The sequence below is a fragment of the Paenibacillus sp. FSL R7-269 genome (assembly GCF_000517865.1).
In the GTDB taxonomy this organism is placed as follows: domain Bacteria; phylum Bacillota; class Bacilli; order Paenibacillales; family Paenibacillaceae; genus Paenibacillus_AQ.
Genome location: NZ_ASPS01000016.1, coordinates 1 through 19,885 on the forward strand (window position 1 = coordinate 1; position 19,885 = coordinate 19,885).

A 19,885-nucleotide genomic window follows, 5' to 3' on the forward strand; every position below is an offset into this window, starting at 1 on the left:
GACGGAACATTCAGCGTCTGCGCCACGCTGTCTGTAGTCGCCGAACCGTCACCCTTTTTCACGATGCTTAATGACGTTCCCAGCCAACCGCTATCTATAGCCAGCTTGCCGTTAACGTCTACCGTTACAGGCTGACCATTCACGGTATAAGCAGCGCCTGGCGTCAGGCCAGTCAGCTGCTCTGCAGTATAGTCGATCACCGCTCCAGGGGTAGTCTCCGGTGCCCCCCCCACTCCACTGTCCAGTACAATTCTTGTATTGTCGTTACCTACAATATAGAATTTATCATTCTGGAACCTAACCTGGTTTAATCCTTTTCCGCTGACTCCCAGCGCCTGCTCATCATATTGGGTCCAGGTAACCAGGTCTTTAGAAGAATAAACCACATGGGATTCCTGATCGTTGTACACTACACCCGCAGCAACATAATAACCGTTACCATAATCTATGGAACGCAGCTCCGTCCAGGCTGCGCCTGCATCAATCTCATGCTTCGTCCAGACAGAGGTGTCGCTTAACACACCGCTTGTCTCCAGCAGCTGCGGAGTTCCATCATTGCCATTCGTAGCTATAACGGCATATTTTCCATTCGCATAAGTGATATCATAGAAAGTGATGTAGCTGGAGGGCTCGTAATCCTTCAATGAGTCAAGTGAACTCCAGCTTGTTCCATTCGTAGAGGCCCAGATCCCTCCTGTACCAAAGGCCACATAACCCCCGTTCACAGCCTTCACATGGTTGAAAGAAGCGCCGTTTAAGGTAGTTACAACTGTCCATGAGACTCCATCAGCAGATTGGAGAACGTTATCGCCAGCCACGGCAACAAAACCGTTAGTGCCATAAGCTAATCCTTGTACAAGACCGGTAGCTCCGGCTGGAAGATCTGTAACCGTCCAATTCTCTCCATCTCCAGAGACACCCAGCTTTTTCCCCGCTGCAACGAAAACATTGTTTCCATAGGCAATTTCAGCGAATCCCAGCTTAGGCAGCAGGCGGTTAGACACACTCAACTGATCCCAGCCGCTTGAAGAGGACAGGAATATACTATCCTGAAGCTCCGAACCCGCGTTTGAGAGAACGTTTCCAACAACCTCCCACTTGTTTCCATTATAAGAACTTCCTTGTAAATTCCCGCCGAATCTGGCCCAGCGGGTCTGATCTGACGTCACGACAAGACTATGCGATGACTTGGTTATCAGAACCATTCCTGTGCCGTTTGAAGCAGCCGATATAATGGTATGATTCGTTACGGGCTCCGCCGCTGTCCAAGCCCCTCCACTATTGGCCGAGGTATACATTTTACCTTCCCTGCCATATCGGTAGAGTAATGATCCCGCCTGCACAACGCCAAGCATATAATCGTAAGAAGAGTCTGCCGCAAAGGTCATTCCATTGCTGCTTACATAACCGTTCTCCCAGTTTTTCGATACATAGAGCTTACCGTTGTACACAGCTAATGCATCCAGCCCAAACGTTCCGCCCAAGAATGCAGACGTCCAGCTTGACCCGTCACCCGAGTGGGCATAAGAGGCGAATATATTTCCCGTAATCACATATTTTCCATTGAAATTAATAATGTCCGTTATATAAAAAGTAGTACTGGTAGTCGATCCGTTTGGCCAGAGTGCCGGAACAGTACTCCACTGGCTCCAATTCTGTCCGTCTGCGGAAGAATAGATAACTCCAAGGTCTTGCGCCCGATTAGCAGCGGCCCACCTTCCGCCGACAGCATAAAATATCCCGTTAATGTAACGTACCTTTTGCAGGATATCAGCATTTACAGATGAGGATTTATCACTCCAGGTTCCGCCTCCATCCGTAGAGACAATAACCTTAGCCTTTGCAGTGGAGTTTGAATAATCAACACCTACCGCTACATAAGTACTTGAGGTAAATGCAATACTCCTCCATGAAATCTTGGCATTAGATGAAGGGGTACTGATCTTGCTCCAGCTCATTCCATCAGCCGATTGTACGATTCTCCCGCCCTCTCCTACTGCGGTATAAGTTCCGTTCTCATAGATTACACTGTTCAAGTTCGTATCCAGGTTGTCTGCCACGGCCGATGCAACAGTCAAAGTATCCGCCGAAGCCTGTGCTCCGGCAATACTCATATTCGGGAATATCAGTATAAATATAAGCATGAAAATCGAGATTTTTTTCCATAACAACGGTCTTTTCATACACATGCCCCCTTATGTCTATTAAATGTGCCGTCCAATTTATCCGTTAGCCAGCCCTCAACCCGTTAGTAAAAGTGCCCTCCTGTGAGCAGAATATAATTATCCACATTGGATTCGACAAAAATCGCCATAAACCTTCAAAATTACTTTACTAAAATTTAAAATACATCATTATATTTTTTTGCCGAATTTGGAAGCCACTCTTGCAAAAGAACTCCAGCTTCGCAACAGGATGAGTTACCATACGCGCAAAAAAGCCCGCTCTGTCGATTGCACAGAACGGGCTGATAAATATCCTCTACATTTCTTCCACATACCGCTTGGCTTCGCCAAGGGGCATATCCGTATGCTGACGAACCAGCTTGATGGCAAGAATAAGCTTGCCGTCCTTTTTTAACTGCCGGACATGCTCCTGGACCTCTTCGGGAACGACCCTCAGTGTTGTGCTTGCTGCCTCCCGGCGCTTCAGCTCCGCGGCTACCCGCTGCTCCATATCCGGCGTCAACGTCTCGTCTACAGAAGCGGCAGGCACCGGCCAGCGCTCCGGCCTACTTCCCCGGACCGCTGCGAGTACGGTGCCTACAATCGAATAGAGCACCATATACTGGGCCAAGCGGTACAGGTATAACCATACGGTACTTAGCGTGACCATCTCCCCGCCAGGCTTCAGTATAGCAAGGTTATCCGAAATGACATACTGGCCTGGCGCATAATTATTGACATCCTGGTCCAGCTGCAATTGACCTATAGATGAGACGATCCATTGCAGCGGCTTATTGTATACGGGGTTCCCGGCCGTGTCGATCATCATGCCCAAGAACGAGAAGACGGCGACGGCAAAGACCAAATAAGTGGACCAACTCAACCTTTTTACTAAAACTATAATACTGAACACAACCAGCAACGTCAGACTTCTCATGTAATCGTTATGTAGGAATAATTGAAAAACTACCGGCAGCCCCCATCCGAACAGCAGCACCATCACAGCCGCAAACCCAAAGAAAAACAATAGAATCTTAACATTCTTCATCACTACCTGCATTCTCCTTTCCTGTCTCCTATCCTATATTTACCCAGAAAGAAGTCATTTGAGGCGATCCTGTTTATAGTACCCTATAGCTGTCAGCCGACAGGTTATAATATGCAGCCTACTATCACCTCAGGTGAAGGAGGACTTACTTACTATGCAGGAATTGTTAAATATGAAATAATTATTCAAACAAGTCATCAAGCAGGACGTCAAACCTTTTTTCTCCGCACAGGGCTACCGTACAAAGGATCTGAACTTCTACAAAACAGAGGGCCAGCTTATCTATAACATCAATATTCAGAAATCGACGGGCAATACCTGGGACAAGCTCAGCTTCTATGTGAATTGAAGCTCTTCCTAAGCCCGCCCTGCTCCGGCCCATTGTGTTCGGTTTTTCGCAGACATTGGGCGTCGCGCACTCGCACCAACCCTACACCTACACATAAAGGGCTTCCCGCTCTCCTAAGGAGACATCGGGATAGCCCTTTTTCCGAAAAAACCTTCTATACAGATTAGGATAAGTTCTCCGTCAGCAGCGTGAAGCCCTCGATCACCGCATCCTCATCAATCTCAATCATGATGCAGCGCTTGCCCTGGTAATTCACCTGCCGCACATATCTCAGGTCCTGCGGGCTGATCGTGATGGAAGCGACCTTCGTATCGATCTTGATCGACTTCGAGGTGAACTTCGGGATGACGCTGCTGGCCTTCATCTCATAGTGCTTATTGTCCACGATGGTCTCGAATGCCCGCTCCACCTTCTCCGCCGTCACATCCTCCACGCCACTCGCCTTTAGCACACGCTCCACATCACGGTAATCGAGTCTCGGCGGTTCTTCCTCTTCCGCGTTGTCTTCAATCACCTGATGAATCTCTTCATACACCTGGGCAATGGTCGCCACATCGATCTGTTCGCCCGCCACTTCCTTCACAATATCTTCAAAAATAGACCGTTCCTCCAGCGCCGTCACCGACCGCTCCGCATTCAGCACCTGCTCGATGAACTGCGGGTTCGGGTTATTCGCGCTTCCTGTGCAGTACAGGACACGGTTGATATCCGAATAGTTGTCGGTCACACTCGGGTAGAAGAAGCCCTGCTCCGGCGTGCTGAGCTTGATGATCGGGTCCACCATGATATTATACTTGAACTCCCGCTCCACATAATCGAACAAAAGCGTCTTACGCTGCTGCTCCGTAGAATTCACACTGCACAGAATGAACGGGTGCGCGAATACCTCGTCCTTCCCGGTCTGCTCAGCTTCGTCATTACGCGCCTTAGTCGGCCGGAAGTATTGCCCCCTTACGAAGGTGATGACCGCATCCTTCTCATACTTGGCATCCACCAGCATTTTGTCCACCAGCATGAGCATCAGGTCCTGCCACTCCTCCGGGTCACCGGTTATCAGCCCCTGGTGCAGCATCACCTGCGACGGCTCCTCCGCTTGCTCCAGGAACTTCAGCTCGAACAGCTTCTGATCCAGCTCGCCCGTCAGCAGCTTCCGGAAGTTACTCATATACAGCTCCTGCTTCTCGCGTTCCAGCATGGCGAACGGCTGGCGCTCGAAGTGGTAGATTTCGTTCGTTTCTTTCATAATATAGACATTCAGAATATCGTACAGATTCAGCTGATCATGGTCCATCTTGAACTGCTTGCGGATATGTGCGGCTTCTTTCTTGATCATGGTATGTGACACAGCTCCTATGAAATGAATTGGTCAGGCAATAGCTTCCTTAATTATAGCACGTACGTTCTCCATGCAGTTGAAAATTCCGATTCAGCCCCTCACCTCAATGGAGGTGAATTCTCAACGTTGGTGATAAATAAAACCCCTTCGCCAGAAGGGGTTTTATTTATCAGTTCTATTCATTTTTTGTAGGCGGCTTCAAGATCCAGCAGATTCTTATCCGAGATCACCTGGTAATTACCGTCCTGTTGGGGAAATTCCAGGCTTGCCATAACTTCAGCTTTGAACAATCCATTCTCCCTCTCTGCTGTCTTGTCTGTTCCTGAGGATATCTTTATCAAGACCCAGCCGGTGCGATAATTTTCCTCCTTACGGATAATGTTGATCCATGAGTCTCCAACATCGGCAGGCTGTTTCTGCGGGTCTCCGTAGAGGTAGTTCCAGTAGAAGCGTTCCCCGGATTTCTTTGTGTTTCCTCCTTTGCTGAGGCTTTCAAGCTTCCCCCCAGCATCAACACATAGGTAAGCAGTATCTCCAGATAATTCATAGATAACATCATCACTGCCGTGCAGCTCAAACAGAATGCCTGGAGTTACGCTGATTGCTGGTGACCACCCAGCATTCCAGGATATATCAACTATTTCGTCAGCAGGCACATCAACAGCATTCAGTTCCTTCACTTTTTCCTCCGTATTGAGCGAGCACCCGGTACCAATCAGAGCCAGCATAAGGACTGCGCAGACAAATTCCCACCTTAATCTGCCAACTTTGATTTTGTTGAAGCTCATATTCAGCACCTCCTCTATTCAATTGGGATATTAGAAAATCAAAAATCAGATTGCAGGCTCAATCTTGTTAGGTTGGGGCCCAGGACCGTTTTTTGCCCAATAAATAATATAATAAATTGAGCTATTGTATGTTATGTTCCCCGGGTTACTTATATTGTTTACAGAATATTCATTAGTCCAGGTGGTATATCCTGGAGAGGAATAATTCCATCTCAAAGGATTGGTCCCCCCAGGTTTATGTGTCCAATCATTACCTGATAGATCACCTTTCATGAAAAGATAATCTACGCTGCCTTTTCTAATAGCAACTACTTTTTGATAATTAGCTAGTGGCGATGGTTTTGTGATTGTTTTATAACCCCAATATCCAAGGGTATCCAAATCATCAACTACTAAGTCCGCCATACTAGCTATAGGTAAACTCATACTGAATCCCTGACCGGAATGATAGCCTGGATTTTGGAATACATGCACTCCAATAGAATATCCATAACAATTATATCCGGTATAGCTGTTTGACCATGATCCTATCACTGTGCTATTTACTAACGAATAGCTGGCTTTAGCAGAGCTTTTTAAGGGAGAGACATCGAGAATTCTCCTAGCTAACTCCGCTAGCTCTGTATAATTATATGGGATGTGGTCCGTGCTTACTACTCCCCGCTCGATGTCCGAAACTATTGTCTTCACAGCATTCTCAGTGTATTCATTCTGTTCTAATCCCTCAGGCAGGATCAGCCCGTTATCAACGAGGGTATCCAGTAAATTATCACTGCTTAATTGTGCCAGCTTCTCTATTGCTAATGGGTTAGTCTCAGCATTCACTTGATTGGCCGGGAATCCGAAGACAAATAACATTATGATTACCAAAAATCCTGAGAGCATTACCTCCCCCTACAATAATAAAGATAAAAGCACAAAAATGTAATATTTTACACAATAATTCCATATCTTTATTTTCTACGAATGCTAAAAAGCCTTTTCTGCCATTGAACAGAAAAGGCTCCTCCGACAAAACATATCTACTACACAATAACCATATCAAAATTTCGCCTGATAGCCTGAGTGTAGTGGGGTGCTCTTGATATCAAGGACCCTTGCCGTCTCATACAGAAACTCCCGCACGGTTTCCTCAATTAACGACATCCCCCTGCCCATCTCAAATCTCATGATTTCCCTCCGCCTCTCCCCGCTTGATCGCATACATCCGTCTGTCGGCTTGGCGCAGCAGCGCGTCCGGGGCCGTTCCGTCCTGCGGATACAAGCTGATGCCGATGCTCATATCGATCTTCAGCTCTTCGCCTTCATAATCCAGCGTGGCCTGTGCAGCCGCCGCCAGCAGCCGGTGTTCCAGCTCTGCGGCGGTCAGCCCGCCTCCATCCACGGGGCAGAACAGCACGAATTCGTCGCCGCCGAAGCGGGCCGCCAGCCCGTCCGGCTGAACCAGCTGATGGATCATGCCCGCTACCTTGCATAACATCTGGTCACCGGCCTCATGACCCCAGCGGTCGTTCACCAGCTTGAACCGGTCGAGATCCAGCAGCAGGATGGCTACTTCCCCGCCACTGCGCTCTGCTTCCGCAAGAGTCTCCTCCAGTTTGTCGTAGAATTGTCTGCGGTTCGGCAGCCCTGTAAGCGGATCATGATAGGCCATGAAGGCAATCTGCCTTACATGCTGATTGCGCAGCCGGATGTCCCGGATGAGCAGCACGGCATGAGGCTCATGATCCACGGTCACGTAATCCCCGTTAATCATCACCTCGATCGGACTGTCCCCGCTGTGCAGCACCATTTCCAGCTCGCTGATATCCTCTTGCGCCTGAAGCTTCGCCACGATCTCCGCACCGCCCAGATCGGCAAGATTAGCCTTCCCGAGGGACAGACGATCGAACATCCTGCCGGCACTCGGATTCGCTTCCTTGATGCTGCCTGACAACGAGACGAGCAGCGCAGCCTGCGAGCTGATCTGAAACATTTTTTTATAGCGCTGTCCTGAATGGTGTAGGAACTCATACCTCTGCATGGACAGGCGCAGCACGAAGCACCAGATCAATCCTCCGTAGATATACGTATAGGGCGGCAACATTTCATCGAAGCGGAGATAACCGAATACAGCTACCCAGAAGAACGTCACCCAAGAGCCGTACTCCAGCAGCTTGAAGATACCGCCATGCTCCTGGTAATCAGGATCGGCGGCACTCCACTTGCGTGCACTGCGCAGCATGACGATGGGGATGAAGCTAAGCAGCAGACTTGCCGTTAAGGTCCCGTAGTAGGCTGAATTTGCTATCGGCCATTTCCATACCCCGCTTACGGTGAACAGCTGCACAGAAGTATAGGAACGTTGACCAATGAGTCCCGCCGGGATCGCCAGCGTTAGGATATGTAACAGATAGGGATACCACGGCCGGGACATCCGCTTATGGAGGCCAATCAACCGGGCAATCAGATGGAAGCCAAGCCCTGGAATGAGGATACCGACATTGGCGAACCAGACCGCAGCCAGCACCGGACTATATTCAATCGGCAGCATATACCGGATGTACTCCTCCAGGAACATCAGGAAATAGCACAGAATTGTAGCGCTTACCAGACGATGTTCAATCTTCCGCGGGTTGCGCAGCAGCACATCCATTCCCATGTAGAAAAAGAAGAGCATCGGCAGCCAATAAAATACGACAGGTATCCACACATGGATCGGGCTCATCTCTCTTCTCCTCTACAGTCTGTCACGGACATAGTTAATCTTAATTTTAATATATTACCGGGTGGAGACGCCGTCAATGAACAAGTTCTGTGGTATGGCTTAAGGCGGCGTATTGGCTGCGGAACAGCAGATCATAGGCCTCATTCCGGTTACGCAGGTTAGCATGGGTATCGCAGGCTGCCACCTTACCGGCTTGCAGAACCAGCACCTTATCACAGTCTTGGATCGTAGAGAGGCGGTGTGCGATCGAGATCATGGTAGTTCCAGCCGACAGACGCTTCAGCTCATTCCTGATATCGCTCTCATTCTCATGATCCAGGGCGCTTGTACTTTCATCGAAAATAATAATGTCCCGCTGCTGCAGCAGCGCCCGCGCAATCGACAGCCGCTGCTTCTGGCCCCCGGAGAGCTTCATCCCCTTCTCCCCGATAACCGTATCCAGCCCTTGCTCGAGTGATGCAATGAAGTCATAGATATTGGCGCTGCGGCAGCAGGCGATCAGCTCTGCTTCCGTTGCCCCGTCCCCCGCCAGCAGCAGGTTCTCCCGGATCGTCATATTGAACAGAACAGGCTCCTGCACCACGATGCTTACCTTGGCCGCCACACTCCCGCTGTTCACCGCATGCAGATCCGTGCCGCCGATGCTGACGCTCCCGCCCTGGGGCTTCATCTGTCCGGTCAGCAGTCTGGCAAGCGTAGACTTGCCGCTGCCGCTCTGCCCTACGATGGCTAGATGTTCGCCCTTCCCCACCGAGAACGAAATCCCGTCCAGCGCGAAGGCATTCTTCCCCTCATAGCGGAACTGTAAATTCTGAACCTCAATCTCTTGTCCGCTAATGCGCTTGTAAGGCCGCTGGTCCACCTTGGCATGCAATAGTCCGATCACTTTACTGATATTCACCGAATCATTCTTGTAATTCAGCAGGCCGTTGCTGATCGTCTCGATGAATCCGAAGAACTGTCCGTAGAAGCTGATGAACACCAGCAGCACACCGACCTCCGAATAGCCCTTAATCACGAAGAGTCCGCCGATGAAATAGATGAACAGCTGGGTAATGAAATTCTTGGTGAAGAACGAATAGGTAACGCCCAGATGCTGATAGAGCTGGCTGCGGAACCACACCGGACGGATAGCTGCATAATGCCCGTTCAATTCCTCTAGCTGGGCCTCCTCCAGATTATTGGTCTTAATATCCTTCCAGTTCTGCAGACTAGCATGTAAAAAGGATTCGTACCCGTTCTGCAGTCTCCATAGCTCCTCTCCCGCCTTTCTCGTCTTCTCGCCCAGAAGATTCACCGTCAGCAGGGAGACCGGAACGAAGACGAAGCTAAGGAGGGCGATCCGCCAGTCATAGCTTACAAGGATCCCAGCCAGCGCAGCAGCATACAGGACAGCGTAGCTGAAATCTAACAGATGAACCGTGAAGAACCGTCCGGCGGCAGCTGAATCCTGCTCGATCCGGCTTTTTAGATCACCAATGCTGTACCCGCTATACTCCTCATAATCCAGGCTGCTCACTCTATTCAGCAGTTTGCGCTTAAGCCTGAGATCATACCTCAGGAGCAGCTGGTTGGAGTAGCGCTTGCTGACCGCAATCCCGGCCGTCGTAAGCAGGAATACCCCCAGATAACCCGCGATAACCGGCCATAGCCCACTCAGATGCTTCTCCACCAGCACGCGGTTGACGAGCAGAGAGTACAAGAATAACGGAAGCAGTCCGCAGACCAGATTCCACAGCTTGAACAACGCGAGCACCAGCAGCGGCTTACGGACACCTTCAATTCCCTGTGTCAGCGCCTTATAGGCGGCCCATCTTGTCATGGTCATACCGCTTCGCCTCCTGCACACTGTTCGCTGAATAGATCTATGTACGTTTTGTTGCTTCTGATCAGCACGTCGTGAGTATCGTAGCCTGTGACCCGGCCATCCTCCAGCACTGCAATCGAGTCACAGCCTCTAAGCGTGGACAGCCGATGGGCGATGATGATCAGCGTCCGGTCTTGCCCAAGCTCACCGGTCATCTGCCGGATCAGCGCTTCATTCTTGCTGTCGAGGGACGAAGTTGCTTCATCGAAGACCAGAATTTTCGGATTCTTGACCAGGATTCGCGCAATAGCCAGACGCTGCTTTTGGCCGCCCGATAATTCCTGCCCGGAAGTCCCCAGCACCGTGTCCAGCCCGTCCGGCAGATTCAGGACCAGCTCATACAGCGCAGCTCTCTTAAGTGCTTCGAGTAACAGGCTGTCCTGATCACGGTTATTCGTAAAAGACAGATTATACCGCAGCGTGTTATCGTACAGAACCGTCTCCTGATGGACCACGCCCACCTGACTCCGCAAGCTGTGCAGGTTATATTCATTCACGTTGCGGCCATCGATCAGAAGCTCGCCGCCGTCAACAGGATAGAGGCTACAGAGCAGGCTTCCGAGCGTTGTTTTCCCGGCTCCGCTCCTCCCGGCAATGCCCACGGTGCTTCCTCCCTCCACACGGAGATTGAACCCGTCCAACACCCGCCTCTCTTCCGTATATCCGAAGCTGACATTACGAAATTCAATCGTCCCCTCGTTAATCAGTGTGGGCAGAAGCGCTTCTCTGTAGTCCTCCTCCTGCTCATTCAGGAGCTGCGCAACACGCTGTAAGGACACCGACTGCCCCCAGGTATCGGTAATCTTGCCGCTCATCGAGCTGAAGTAAGTCACAGCCATATTGAAATAGCTGGCGGCAGCCACAAAAACACCAAGCTGCATCTGCCCCTTCACAATCAGCCGGGCACAAATGATGAACAGCAGCAGTTGTGCAGCAAGCGTGATGAATGCGTTCACCCGCTCGGTGGTTACTTCGATTCTTCCATTGTCCACATGCTTGTGATGGATAGAGACTGTCCGTCTGAGATAGGTACGCGTTACCTGCCTCCCGGCATTCAGCAGCTTGATCTCCCGCATATTCGCCACAATTTCAAATAAGTACGAGGACAGCCTCCCTTGCTCCGCCGCCAGATCCCGGTTAACTCTAAGCGCCCGTTGCTTAAAGTATTTCGAGGCCAAGAACACGACAGGCACCAGTACCACCGTGAACACTCCCAACAGGACATGATAATAGAACATGAAGCCCACGGCGAACACGATATGCAGTAGATTCGAATACCCCCACAGTCCGCTCCAGAAGACGAGATTCATAATGTCCTTGGCATCGCGGTTCATCCGGCTGATCAGATCGCCGCTGTACATCCCGGAGAGATCCTTCCCCTTCTGATGCAGAATCTTGCGGAATAGCGCCCGCCGGATATCGAACACGAACCCCGTCATCATCTGGGAGGAGATCAGATTGTTCAGCGTCGCCACAATGAACTGATTGAACAGGAGAATTCCGGCATAGATCAGGCACAGCTTCAGGAAAGCCTTCAGATCCTGGTCATAAAAAGCGATATTAATCAGCCGTCCGCCCAGGAACGGATACATCAGGTTCACTAAGGTCATTAACGTAGTTACTAAGAAACCGCATACAAATACCAGCTTGTGCATCCGTATGAAGGTCATCACCCACCGTCTTGCAGTCACTGCCCCACCGCCTTCCATATATTCACAAGGAATATTGTAGCACGGACGTTCGTATATGAGGAGTGAGCAAATTCTCCATTCATCCTAGAATGGAAAGCAAACTTTACATAATGCGCATAATGCGATACACTCTCTATGTAAAGTTAACTTTCCATAAAGAGAGGGATTCCATGAATAACCGTTTGGAAGAGTTACGCAAGCAGCGCGGAATCAGGCAGGAGGAATTAGCAGCGGCGCTTGAAGTGTCCAGGCAGACGATTGGTTCGCTGGAGAACGGCCGCTATAACCCCTCAATCCTGTTAGCGTTTAAGATTGCCCGTTATTTCGGGCTGAGCATCGAGGAGATTTTTATTTATGAGGAGGAAGAGAATTCATGAAGAAATCCGTCACCGCTTATCTTCTGGTTATTGCAGGTCTTCTGTTGCTGGCAGGCAGTCTGTACCTTATTAGAACGGTTCAAGACCCGCAGGGGATCATGCGGACGTTGCCTTATATCTGTATTGGGCTGGGCTCCGGCGTCTTTGGCAGTGGAATGGGGGAACTCATCGGACAGCGTGCTCTGAAGCAGAGCCCTGCCACCGCCAAGGAACTGGAGATCAACAAGAACGATGAACGCAATATCGCCATTGCCACCCGGGCAAAGGCGAAGGCCTATGACATGATGGTTTATATATTCGGGGCTTTAATGCTGGCTCTTGCCTTAATGGAAACTGAACTCACCGTTGTGCTGTTACTGGTATTCGCCTACCTGTTCACGATTGGATACGGCATCTATTACCGGTTCAAGTATGATCGGGAGATGTAATTGGCAGCCGTCATCACTCAAGCCAGCAAGGCCTGGGCCACCTGATCCAGAATGCAGTTGATGCCTGTAGGTCCATAACAGCCGATCCAGGTAGCAGCATCTACCGGGTATATAAGCTGCCGCTGATCTGCACCTAGCATGCCCCTCACACTATGCTCTGTCATCGATATTCCCCCCTGCATTCGCTCGTTGCTGAGCAAAAAGTAGTAGTTAGCATGCACAGCCGGAAGTCTGTCCACGGAAATATGATAGGCCGTGTCAGAGGCGGTGTCCGCCACAAATAACGGGGCCGGCAGACCAAGGTCGCGGTACAGTACAGCACCTGTGCGGTGAGAAGCCGTGTGTACCCGGACGATGGACTCGCGCGGACGGATCAGCGCAACACTTTTACCCGCGAGTACCGGAGCAAGCTCTGCGGACAGCAATGCTGTACGGCGGAGATAATCGGCAATAATATGCTCTGCCTCCTCCTGCTTGCCGGTCAGTTCTCCGAACAGACGCAGAATCGTCTGCCAGCTCTCATTACGCTTGAACATGACCGTTGGCGCTACCTGGCTTAAGCGTTCATAGTGCGGAGCATGCACCTCGGTGCAGATAATCAGATCCGGCCGCAGCCGTTCAACCGCCGGCAGATCCGGGTACTCATAGGTTCCGAGCATTTCCGTTGCCGTTAATCTCTCCCGGAAATACGGCGGGAAATTCAGCGCCCCGCTTCCGAAGCCTACGCTTCCTGCGGGGGACATCCCCAGCGCATGTAAATGGTCAGCATATTGGACGTCCAGCACGGCGATCCGCTGCGGAGCAGAGGTGACAAGATATTCGCCCCGCAGATGGGGGATCACCGGACCCTGTGTTGATCCGTGCGGGGAGACCGAGCGTTCCGGCAATCCCGAAGGAACGGGAACCGTCCCCGGATCTGAAGCGGCAGCACGCCTGTAGAGCTGCGGAGGGACTCCATAATGCTTCTTGAATGCTCTGCTGAAATAATACATGTCGCGGTAGCCTGTCCGCTCCGCGATTACGCCGATGGGAGCATCCGTGTAACGCAGCATTCGCTCTGCATTCTCCATCCGCAGCTGGATCACGTATTCCATCGGCCCGAGCTGCTTCTCCTGCTTGAACCGCCGCTGGAGCTGCCGCACGCCGCATCCGGCCAGTGCGGCCAGCTCCTTAAGCCCCAGCTCCTGACGATAATGTCCCGCGATATAGGCGGCAACAACCTCCACCATATCCGGCTCTCTGCCGCCCTGACCACGTTCATGCTCCATAATAAGCTCGCACAGCATGCCTTGCAGCAGCGCATTGGCATGGAAGCGTTCCAGTCCTTCTCCCCGGCTCCATTTGGCTGCAATTCTCTCCGCTGCCATATGCAGCTCCGCAGGGGGCGCGGAATGGTGTACAAACGAAGTCCGCAGCGGGTGATTGCGCTGCGGGAAGAGCACATGGGCAGCTCCCGCAACAGGAATGGCCTTGTAGCTAATAGCTGTATAATGAATGTTGTCTGATCCCGCACTCAGAGTATAGGCTGATCCCTTGGCAGCATGACAAGCAAAAGAGGCCTGGACATGGCAGCCTTCACCATTCATCACAAGCCCTCCCTGCCCGCCGATGGCCAGCAGCAGCTGATTTGCCGCCAGTTCCGTTTCGCCCAGCACGCCGCCGGGCGGCACAGTACCACTGCGCACATCAAGCATCTTGACCGCCGTATCACTCCATAGACTCGCCTGTTCTTGTTGCGGCATTTCTCTCATCTCCTGACAACAGTATCCTTTGCTAAACGGATAGACCTGCTGTCATTTTAATTGAGATTCATTCTCATTGTCAATTTTCGGGCACTTTCTGCAATATTCCCCGGACATCCGGTAGTAAAAGCAGCACGTGATACGCTTGCTCTTCGCAACCGGAGCCTCGTCACTCCCCTCGGTGAACAGGGTGAACGGGTTGCGTCTTGCGCTGAACAATGGACCGGCGGCCATCCGGGTCAGATACGTAAAGTCCTCTTGCATCCGCAGCCTTTCTTCGCCGGACAGATCTGCTCCGGGCGCATACAGCGGGGCAATACGCACCATTATATTCTCCCACAGCACAGCCATGGAGACAGGTCCAACGGCAGCAAGCGTCTGCAGCATCGGCGCAAGCCGTACTGCAAAATTCCCCTTAACAACAGCTTCGCGCCACACTCCCCGATCATCCGGCGGGGAGGCTGACTGAAGCCCGTCCAGCGCCAGGAAAGGGAATGTCGTCTCTTCTGCAGAAGCCGGATGATAGAGGAAGCTTCTGTCCAGCGGGAAGAAGACTTCACGATTATGAATGGTCATGGCGGTCAGTATTGGCGCGATCCACAGATATCCGATCCGCTTAGCCAGCATGGAAGCCGCAACCTGTGTGTCCGGCGCACCGATATAATCCTTAAGCCAGCTAACATATTCGCGGCACACCGCCTCGTCTTGCAGCTCACTCAGAGCAATGGTGCGGACGCTGCCCGCAGGCGGCTCCCCCAGTCTCATCCGGTAATCCTCCGCCAGTTCCCTCCAGGGGGCGGACGACAGATATTGGTCCATCTCAGTTAGCTCCAAGCAGCGCTTCCGAGGCCTGATCTACAATAATATTGATCGCAAGGGGACCATAATACGCGATCCAGAGCGTTGAATTCACATCATAGGCACGGTTATTCTTCACTGCATCAAGGGATTTCCAGATCGGACTGCTGGCCAGAGCCTCTGCCTCTTTGGCGAACAGATCATCTGAGAGCAGAAAATAGCGATCTGCCCCGATATCAGAGACAGTCTCCATCGATATTTCAACCGAGGTATCATCCTTGATCGCCTGAACGAACGCAGGCGCCTTTAATCCCAGATCCTCATACAGAATGCTTCCAGTACGGTGCTCAGGACCATGTACACGGATCCCTTCCGGTCTCGGGCGAATCAGCGCGACCGTCTCGTCGCCCAGCTTCGCCGACAGCTGCTCACGCAGTCCGGTGATTTTATCCTCATAGGCCTTCTTCACCACTTCGGCCTCTGCCTGCTTACCTGTTATTGTACCGATGGTAGCCAGCGTATCCCGCCAATCCTCATAGAAGTCCAGTACGATTGTAGGCGCGATTTTACTGACACTCTCATAAGCCTCCTCCTGAAAATCAGTCATCAGGATCAGATCCGGGTTCAGCGCCACAATTGCTTCCAGATTGGGCTCATCGCGTGTACCCAGGACCTTCACACCATCCATCTGAGCACTCAGATATTCCGGGAACTCGTCCTTGGTTCCAGCAACCACGCTGCCTGCCGGCTTCTCTCCAAGCGCGATCAGCTGATCGGCGAATTTCACGTCAAGCACAGCGATCACCTTCGGCTTCTCCGTCAGCGTATGTTCACCTTTCATATCTTTAAGAGTAACCGGGTAGGCTGCTGTCGCCTGTGCCTCCGGTGATGCCTGCGCCTGTGCTTCAGCCGACGGAGACGGTTCAGCTGACGCAGACGGCTGTGCGGCTGTCCCTGCATTAGCTCCCCCTCCAGATCCGCAAGCTGTCAGTACCAATACCAGTGCCAGCATCCATACCATGAATAATCCTGATTGCCCAGCGGCGAATTTCTTCCTGCCGGCCTCTTGTTTCTGTGTTGCTCTGTTCACACTGACTCCCCCTGTTATGTATTATGTGATAATGATTTTCATTATCATAATTGTTAAAGCGAGTATATCCGATCTGCTGCCTCTGTTTCCATGTACTTTTGCGACATTACAGCCGGATAAATGCGACATGTTGTTTAGCTATATAAATTGAACTAATATTTTTTTCTTTTGGGATTGGCCGTGACTCCAGAGAAGTTTTGGACTTCCGGCCGCTGTTGTGTTTGAATTTCTTGATTAAAACTGCTACGCGCAGTGGAAATCCAAACACAGCCTATGCTTACGATGCGAGCTTTCCTGCGGAAAGCCTTCAGGCGGGCGCTTCCGCTCCTACAGTTCCAAAATTCCCCTCCGCCACTTTTCCCTTAACTTTAATTTTCAAGTTTAATCTATATAGCAGGTGATATAGACCGAAACATTAGGAAATCACCCTGTCGGGTGAAGGATGCGATGCCTTCTCTTACCAGCCGCTTGTATAGAGAATTGTTGCAATTCTTGCAGGATTCCTCTTTAACTATTACTTACTGAATGTACAATGTTGCATTATTCACACAAATTTCGGTGTTTAGAGCAAGTTAGCACTGGATTTGTTGCATTTCGTGCAGAATTTCAGCGTAAGACGCTTCTAATGGGCAGCAATGTTGCATTTCTTGCAGGAATCCTCTATACATGTTACCTAAACAATCAATAAGCCCGCATCCTGTTGCCAGATGCGGGCTTGCTTTTATGAACAGTTGCTGCCTATTAATGAAGTTAAGCCCAGTATTGCTGAGCAATCTTTTGCCCCTGTCTGATCTTCGCCCATTGCTCCGCTTCCGTCAGCTCATTACCCCCGTCGCAGGACGCGAAGCCGCATTGGTGGGAGAGCAGTAATCTCTCCTTCGGAATGATCGTGGACGCTTCATCCAGCATGCGGAGGACACGGGTCTCATCGTCCAGCGTACTGGTTTTGGAAGACAGCAAGCCTAGTACAATTTCCGTCTCCGGTCTATCCTTGAACACGGCAAGTGCCTCCAGCGAGCCCGCGCGTTCGTCGTCCCACTCCAGGAAGAAGCGGTCGTACTTCAGCTGCTTCAGGAACAGGTTGGCAATCTTCACATAAGAGCCGCCGCCCATATTCCGGGAATCATAATTCCCGCGGCAGTTATGGGTCCACATAAGCAGCCCCAAGCTATGTCCGTAATCAATAATGGTGTTGTTAATATCGATGAACTCTGTAGCGAGACTCTGTACTTCTTCATGGTTGATTGCCTCACCGGTAAAGGGCGAATTCGGATTATCGTCCGCGAATAGCTCCCAGAGGCAGTCGTCGAATTGCAGAATCTTACCGCCAGCGGCTGCGAATTCCCCTACAAAATCCTTATATGCCGTCACTAGACCGGCCTTCAGCTCATCACGGTTCTGGTACACTGCACCTTCGCCGCCAAGGTTATCCGACCAGGACAGCTCTCCGAAGATATGGGACGGCGAAGGCACGCACAGCTTCGTCTCCCTGTCTCCCGCATGCTCTTGAAGCTGGCGGTACGCCTGAAGGAAGTGGTGATTCTTACCGCCCAGCTCGCCTGTGATGCGCAGACCGATGTCTTTGCGCGTCTCGTATTTGGAGGTGCCGTCAACGTCTCTGAAGAAATACCCGTGAGGCGCGATATAGCGCTCCATCCCCTGGAAGCCCCACGCAAAGTCCAGATGCCACATCGACTTGGAATACTCTCCATCCGTCAGAATCGATAGCCCATTCTCCTTCGCTTGCTCGACTACCGACTGAATCGCCTTCGCCTCACACTGCTCATAGCCCTGGAAATCCCCGTAAAAAGGATACTGAATATCGTCCCGGTGTTCAATCTGCTGCTTATATTCTAATAGCTCCGCCGGACGCAGCAGGCTGCCTACGATCTGAAATCTATCACACATGATTAGCCCTCCTCTAGTTCCACTGTTCTGTCTTTGTGTATAAATTCTAGCATGGAGTACGGCATTAGACGTAACACTTATAACTGATATCTGGCTATAGGGAGAAGTTATACGTTCTTTGCGCCGCCGTAATACAATCGTAAGATTTCGCTTAGAGAATCGTAAGCTCTCCCGTTTATTCTGTTCCATGTAACCACTACAAAGAAATGGAGCGTGATTAGCATGGGTAACAGCAAAGCAGGCAAACGGTTCATGATAGCGGCAGTATTGGTTCTCTCTCTGGCGGTGTCCGGCATCTCCGGTGCGGCGGCAGGCATCAAGACGATGAAGAAAGACGGCATGGAGCTGATGAACCTAAGACAGGCCGCCATGATGTACGGCTACAGCATTGAATGGAACAGCAAGGACCGCTCCGTCTCGCTGATGTACATGGACAAGATGATGGACGACAGCAAGACGATGGACGACAGCAAGATGATGGACGATGGCGACATGATGGACGATGGCAAGATGATGGACGACAGCAAGACGATGGACGATAGCAAGATGATGGATGACGGCAAGATGATGGATGACGGCAAGATGATGGACGACGGCATGATGCCGATGGGCAAGATGATCAAGGTTATGATTGGGTCGAAAAAAATGATGGTCGACGGTAAGACGGTTAATCTGAGCATGGCTCCGGCCCTGTACGATGGCAGCACTTATGTGGCGGATACGGTAGTGACCATGTACATGAAGCCTGCCAAGGCCATGAAATAAGCCGGACTGAGCCGGACCCCCGCCATATGATATGATGGAATCAAATGGATTTTGGACAGATATGGGGTGGGTTAAGATGAATGAACGAGTGCTGGTCGCGGATGATGATCCGAATATTACCGATGTGTGCCGCAGGTATCTGGAACGGGAGGGGTATCTGGTCACCACCGCCAAGGATGGCTTGGAGGCGCTAGAGCTATGGCGCAGCCAGTCTCCAAGCCTGATTGTGCTTGACTTGATGATGCCGCATAAGAATGGCTGGGAGGTATGCAGCGAGATCCGGCAGACCGAAGATCTCCCGATCATCATGCTGACGGCGCGCGGCGAGGAGCAGGACCGGCTGATGGGGCTGACGATGGGGGCGGATGATTATCTGACTAAGCCCTTCAGTCCAAGGGAGCTCGTACTGCGGGTGCAGGCGATTCTGCGCAGAATGAGAGTTGTCCAGGTATCGCCGGCTACCGCCGCTGAGCACACAATCAAGTACGAAGGACTGACCCTCGATGTCGGGAAGCGTACGGTGGAGATCAGCGGGCAGGCGATTGACTTGACGGTGACCGAATTCGAAATGCTGTATCTGCTGGCGAGCCATCCGGGGCAGGTGTTCTCCCGGACGCAGATGCTGAGCAAGATCTGGGATTTCAGCTATGAAGGAGATACGACTACCGTTACGGTGCATATAAGAAGATTACGCGAGAAGATCGAACAGACTCCCTCCGACCCGAAATACATCAAGACGGTCTGGGGAATCGGATATAAGTTTGCGGGTGATGGCATCTGATGAAGCTGCGCACCTATCTATTATTGTCCAGTCTCACGGGGATCG

At 51.3% G+C, this 19,885-nt stretch carries 17 protein-coding genes; 5 read left to right on the top strand and 12 right to left on the bottom strand.

Annotated elements, in window-relative coordinates; translation table 11 throughout:
• Both C162_RS07285 and C162_RS07290 read right to left on the bottom strand, forming a co-directional pair.
• Positions 1–2,183 (bottom strand): sialidase family protein (locus C162_RS07285; RefSeq protein ID WP_036692994.1); only part of this gene is annotated, 2,183 nt, incomplete at its 3' end.
• A 298-nt stretch (positions 2,184–2,481) separates the two neighbouring features.
• Positions 2,482–3,216: a hypothetical protein gene (locus tag C162_RS07290; RefSeq protein WP_143804333.1), complete on the bottom strand. Its 735-nt coding sequence runs from the start codon at positions 3,214–3,216 to the stop codon at positions 2,482–2,484.
• Between the two features lie 193 nt (positions 3,217–3,409).
• Here C162_RS07290 and C162_RS37560 point away from each other — a divergent pair, with 193 nt between their 5' ends.
• Positions 3,410–3,562: a DUF4304 domain-containing protein gene (locus C162_RS37560; protein ID WP_084648854.1), complete on the top strand. Its 153-nt coding sequence runs from the start codon at positions 3,410–3,412 to the stop codon at positions 3,560–3,562.
• 163 nt (positions 3,563–3,725) lie between these two features.
• On the opposite strand, the gene C162_RS07295 is transcribed toward C162_RS37560, so the two are convergent.
• The 6 genes from C162_RS07295 to C162_RS34180 form a co-directional block, all read right to left on the bottom strand.
• Complete coding sequence (locus C162_RS07295; RefSeq protein WP_036693000.1) at positions 3,726–4,895, bottom strand: DUF4317 domain-containing protein; 1,170 nt, start codon at positions 4,893–4,895, stop codon at positions 3,726–3,728.
• A gap of 182 nt (positions 4,896–5,077) precedes the next feature.
• Complete coding sequence (locus tag C162_RS07300; RefSeq protein ID WP_036693010.1) at positions 5,078–5,686, bottom strand: hypothetical protein; 609 nt, start codon at positions 5,684–5,686, stop codon at positions 5,078–5,080.
• Between the two features lie 45 nt (positions 5,687–5,731).
• On the bottom strand, positions 5,732–6,571 hold the full coding sequence (locus C162_RS07305; RefSeq protein WP_036693014.1) for a hypothetical protein: 840 nt from the start codon (positions 6,569–6,571) through the stop codon (positions 5,732–5,734).
• A gap of 274 nt (positions 6,572–6,845) precedes the next feature.
• Positions 6,846–8,393 carry a GGDEF domain-containing protein gene (locus tag C162_RS07310; protein WP_036693017.1) on the bottom strand — a complete coding sequence of 516 codons (1,548 nt, stop codon included), beginning with the start codon at positions 8,391–8,393 and terminating at the stop codon, positions 6,846–6,848.
• Positions 8,394–8,466: 73 nt separating this feature from the next.
• Entirely contained in the window at positions 8,467–10,221 is a 1,755-nt protein-coding gene (locus tag C162_RS07315) for an ABC transporter ATP-binding protein (RefSeq protein WP_036693020.1), read from the bottom strand.
• Positions 10,218–11,951: an ABC transporter ATP-binding protein gene (locus tag C162_RS34180; RefSeq protein ID WP_162174445.1), complete on the bottom strand. Its 1,734-nt coding sequence runs from the start codon at positions 11,949–11,951 to the stop codon at positions 10,218–10,220. The genes C162_RS07315 and C162_RS34180 overlap by 4 nt, the downstream gene beginning before the upstream one ends.
• 170 nt (positions 11,952–12,121) lie before the next feature.
• On the opposite strand from C162_RS34180, the gene C162_RS07325 reads away from it, so the two are divergent.
• Together C162_RS07325 and C162_RS07330 are read left to right on the top strand one after the other, a co-directional pair.
• Positions 12,122–12,328 (top strand): helix-turn-helix transcriptional regulator, encoded by a 207-nt coding sequence (locus C162_RS07325; protein WP_036693024.1) that lies wholly within the window; start codon positions 12,122–12,124, stop codon positions 12,326–12,328.
• A complete protein-coding gene (locus C162_RS07330; RefSeq protein WP_036693028.1) occupies positions 12,325–12,756 on the top strand; it encodes a hypothetical protein in 432 nt (143 codons plus the stop codon). The genes C162_RS07325 and C162_RS07330 overlap by 4 nt, the downstream gene beginning before the upstream one ends.
• A gap of 17 nt (positions 12,757–12,773) precedes the next feature.
• On the opposite strand, the gene C162_RS07335 is transcribed toward C162_RS07330, so the two are convergent.
• From C162_RS07335 to C162_RS07350, 4 genes are all read right to left on the bottom strand, one after another.
• On the bottom strand, positions 12,774–14,498 hold the full coding sequence (locus tag C162_RS07335; protein WP_036693032.1) for a helix-turn-helix domain-containing protein: 1,725 nt from the start codon (positions 14,496–14,498) through the stop codon (positions 12,774–12,776).
• Positions 14,499–14,549: 51 nt separating this feature from the next.
• The gene (locus C162_RS07340; RefSeq protein WP_036693035.1) at positions 14,550–15,317 is read right to left on the bottom strand and encodes a (2Fe-2S)-binding protein; all 768 of its coding nucleotides are present in this window, start codon (positions 15,315–15,317) and stop codon (positions 14,550–14,552) included.
• A gap of 1 nt (position 15,318) precedes the next feature.
• Positions 15,319–16,386 (bottom strand): ABC transporter substrate-binding protein, encoded by a 1,068-nt coding sequence (locus C162_RS07345; RefSeq protein WP_036693038.1) that lies wholly within the window; start codon positions 16,384–16,386, stop codon positions 15,319–15,321.
• Positions 16,387–17,136: 750 nt separating this feature from the next.
• Positions 17,137–18,294 (bottom strand): 5-methyltetrahydropteroyltriglutamate--homocysteine methyltransferase, encoded by a 1,158-nt coding sequence (locus C162_RS07350; RefSeq protein ID WP_036693042.1) that lies wholly within the window; start codon positions 18,292–18,294, stop codon positions 17,137–17,139.
• 222 nt (positions 18,295–18,516) lie between these two features.
• Here C162_RS07350 and C162_RS07355 point away from each other — a divergent pair, with 222 nt between their 5' ends.
• Together C162_RS07355 and C162_RS07360 are read left to right on the top strand one after the other, a co-directional pair.
• Entirely contained in the window at positions 18,517–19,059 is a 543-nt protein-coding gene (locus tag C162_RS07355) for a hypothetical protein (RefSeq protein ID WP_036693044.1), read from the top strand.
• Positions 19,060–19,135: 76 nt separating this feature from the next.
• Entirely contained in the window at positions 19,136–19,840 is a 705-nt protein-coding gene (locus C162_RS07360; protein ID WP_036693045.1) for a response regulator transcription factor, read from the top strand.
• Positions 19,841–19,885: the final 45 nt, after the last annotated feature.

What these genes read in the sequence shown, in the direction of transcription:
- C162_RS07360 (WP_036693045.1), top strand. Translation starts at nt 19,136, where the DNA reads ATGAATGAACGAGTGCTGGTCGCGGATGATGATCCGAATATTACCGAT.
- C162_RS07310 (WP_036693017.1), bottom strand. Translation starts at nt 8,393, where the DNA reads ATGAGCCCGATCCATGTGTGGATACCTGTCGTATTTTATTGGCTGCCG.
- C162_RS07300 (WP_036693010.1), bottom strand. Translation starts at nt 5,686, where the DNA reads ATGAGCTTCAACAAAATCAAAGTTGGCAGATTAAGGTGGGAATTTGTC.
- C162_RS07325 (WP_036693024.1), top strand. Translation starts at nt 12,122, where the DNA reads ATGAATAACCGTTTGGAAGAGTTACGCAAGCAGCGCGGAATCAGGCAG.
- C162_RS07295 (WP_036693000.1), bottom strand. Translation starts at nt 4,895, where the DNA reads ATGATCAAGAAAGAAGCCGCACATATCCGCAAGCAGTTCAAGATGGAC.
- C162_RS07330 (WP_036693028.1), top strand. Translation starts at nt 12,325, where the DNA reads ATGAAGAAATCCGTCACCGCTTATCTTCTGGTTATTGCAGGTCTTCTG.
- C162_RS07350 (WP_036693042.1), bottom strand. Translation starts at nt 18,294, where the DNA reads ATGTGTGATAGATTTCAGATCGTAGGCAGCCTGCTGCGTCCGGCGGAG.
- C162_RS07340 (WP_036693035.1), bottom strand. Translation starts at nt 15,317, where the DNA reads ATGGACCAATATCTGTCGTCCGCCCCCTGGAGGGAACTGGCGGAGGAT.
- C162_RS07305 (WP_036693014.1), bottom strand. Translation starts at nt 6,571, where the DNA reads ATGCTCTCAGGATTTTTGGTAATCATAATGTTATTTGTCTTCGGATTC.
- C162_RS07315 (WP_036693020.1), bottom strand. Translation starts at nt 10,221, where the DNA reads ATGACCATGACAAGATGGGCCGCCTATAAGGCGCTGACACAGGGAATT.
- C162_RS07335 (WP_036693032.1), bottom strand. Translation starts at nt 14,498, where the DNA reads ATGCCGCAACAAGAACAGGCGAGTCTATGGAGTGATACGGCGGTCAAG.
- C162_RS07355 (WP_036693044.1), top strand. Translation starts at nt 18,517, where the DNA reads ATGGGTAACAGCAAAGCAGGCAAACGGTTCATGATAGCGGCAGTATTG.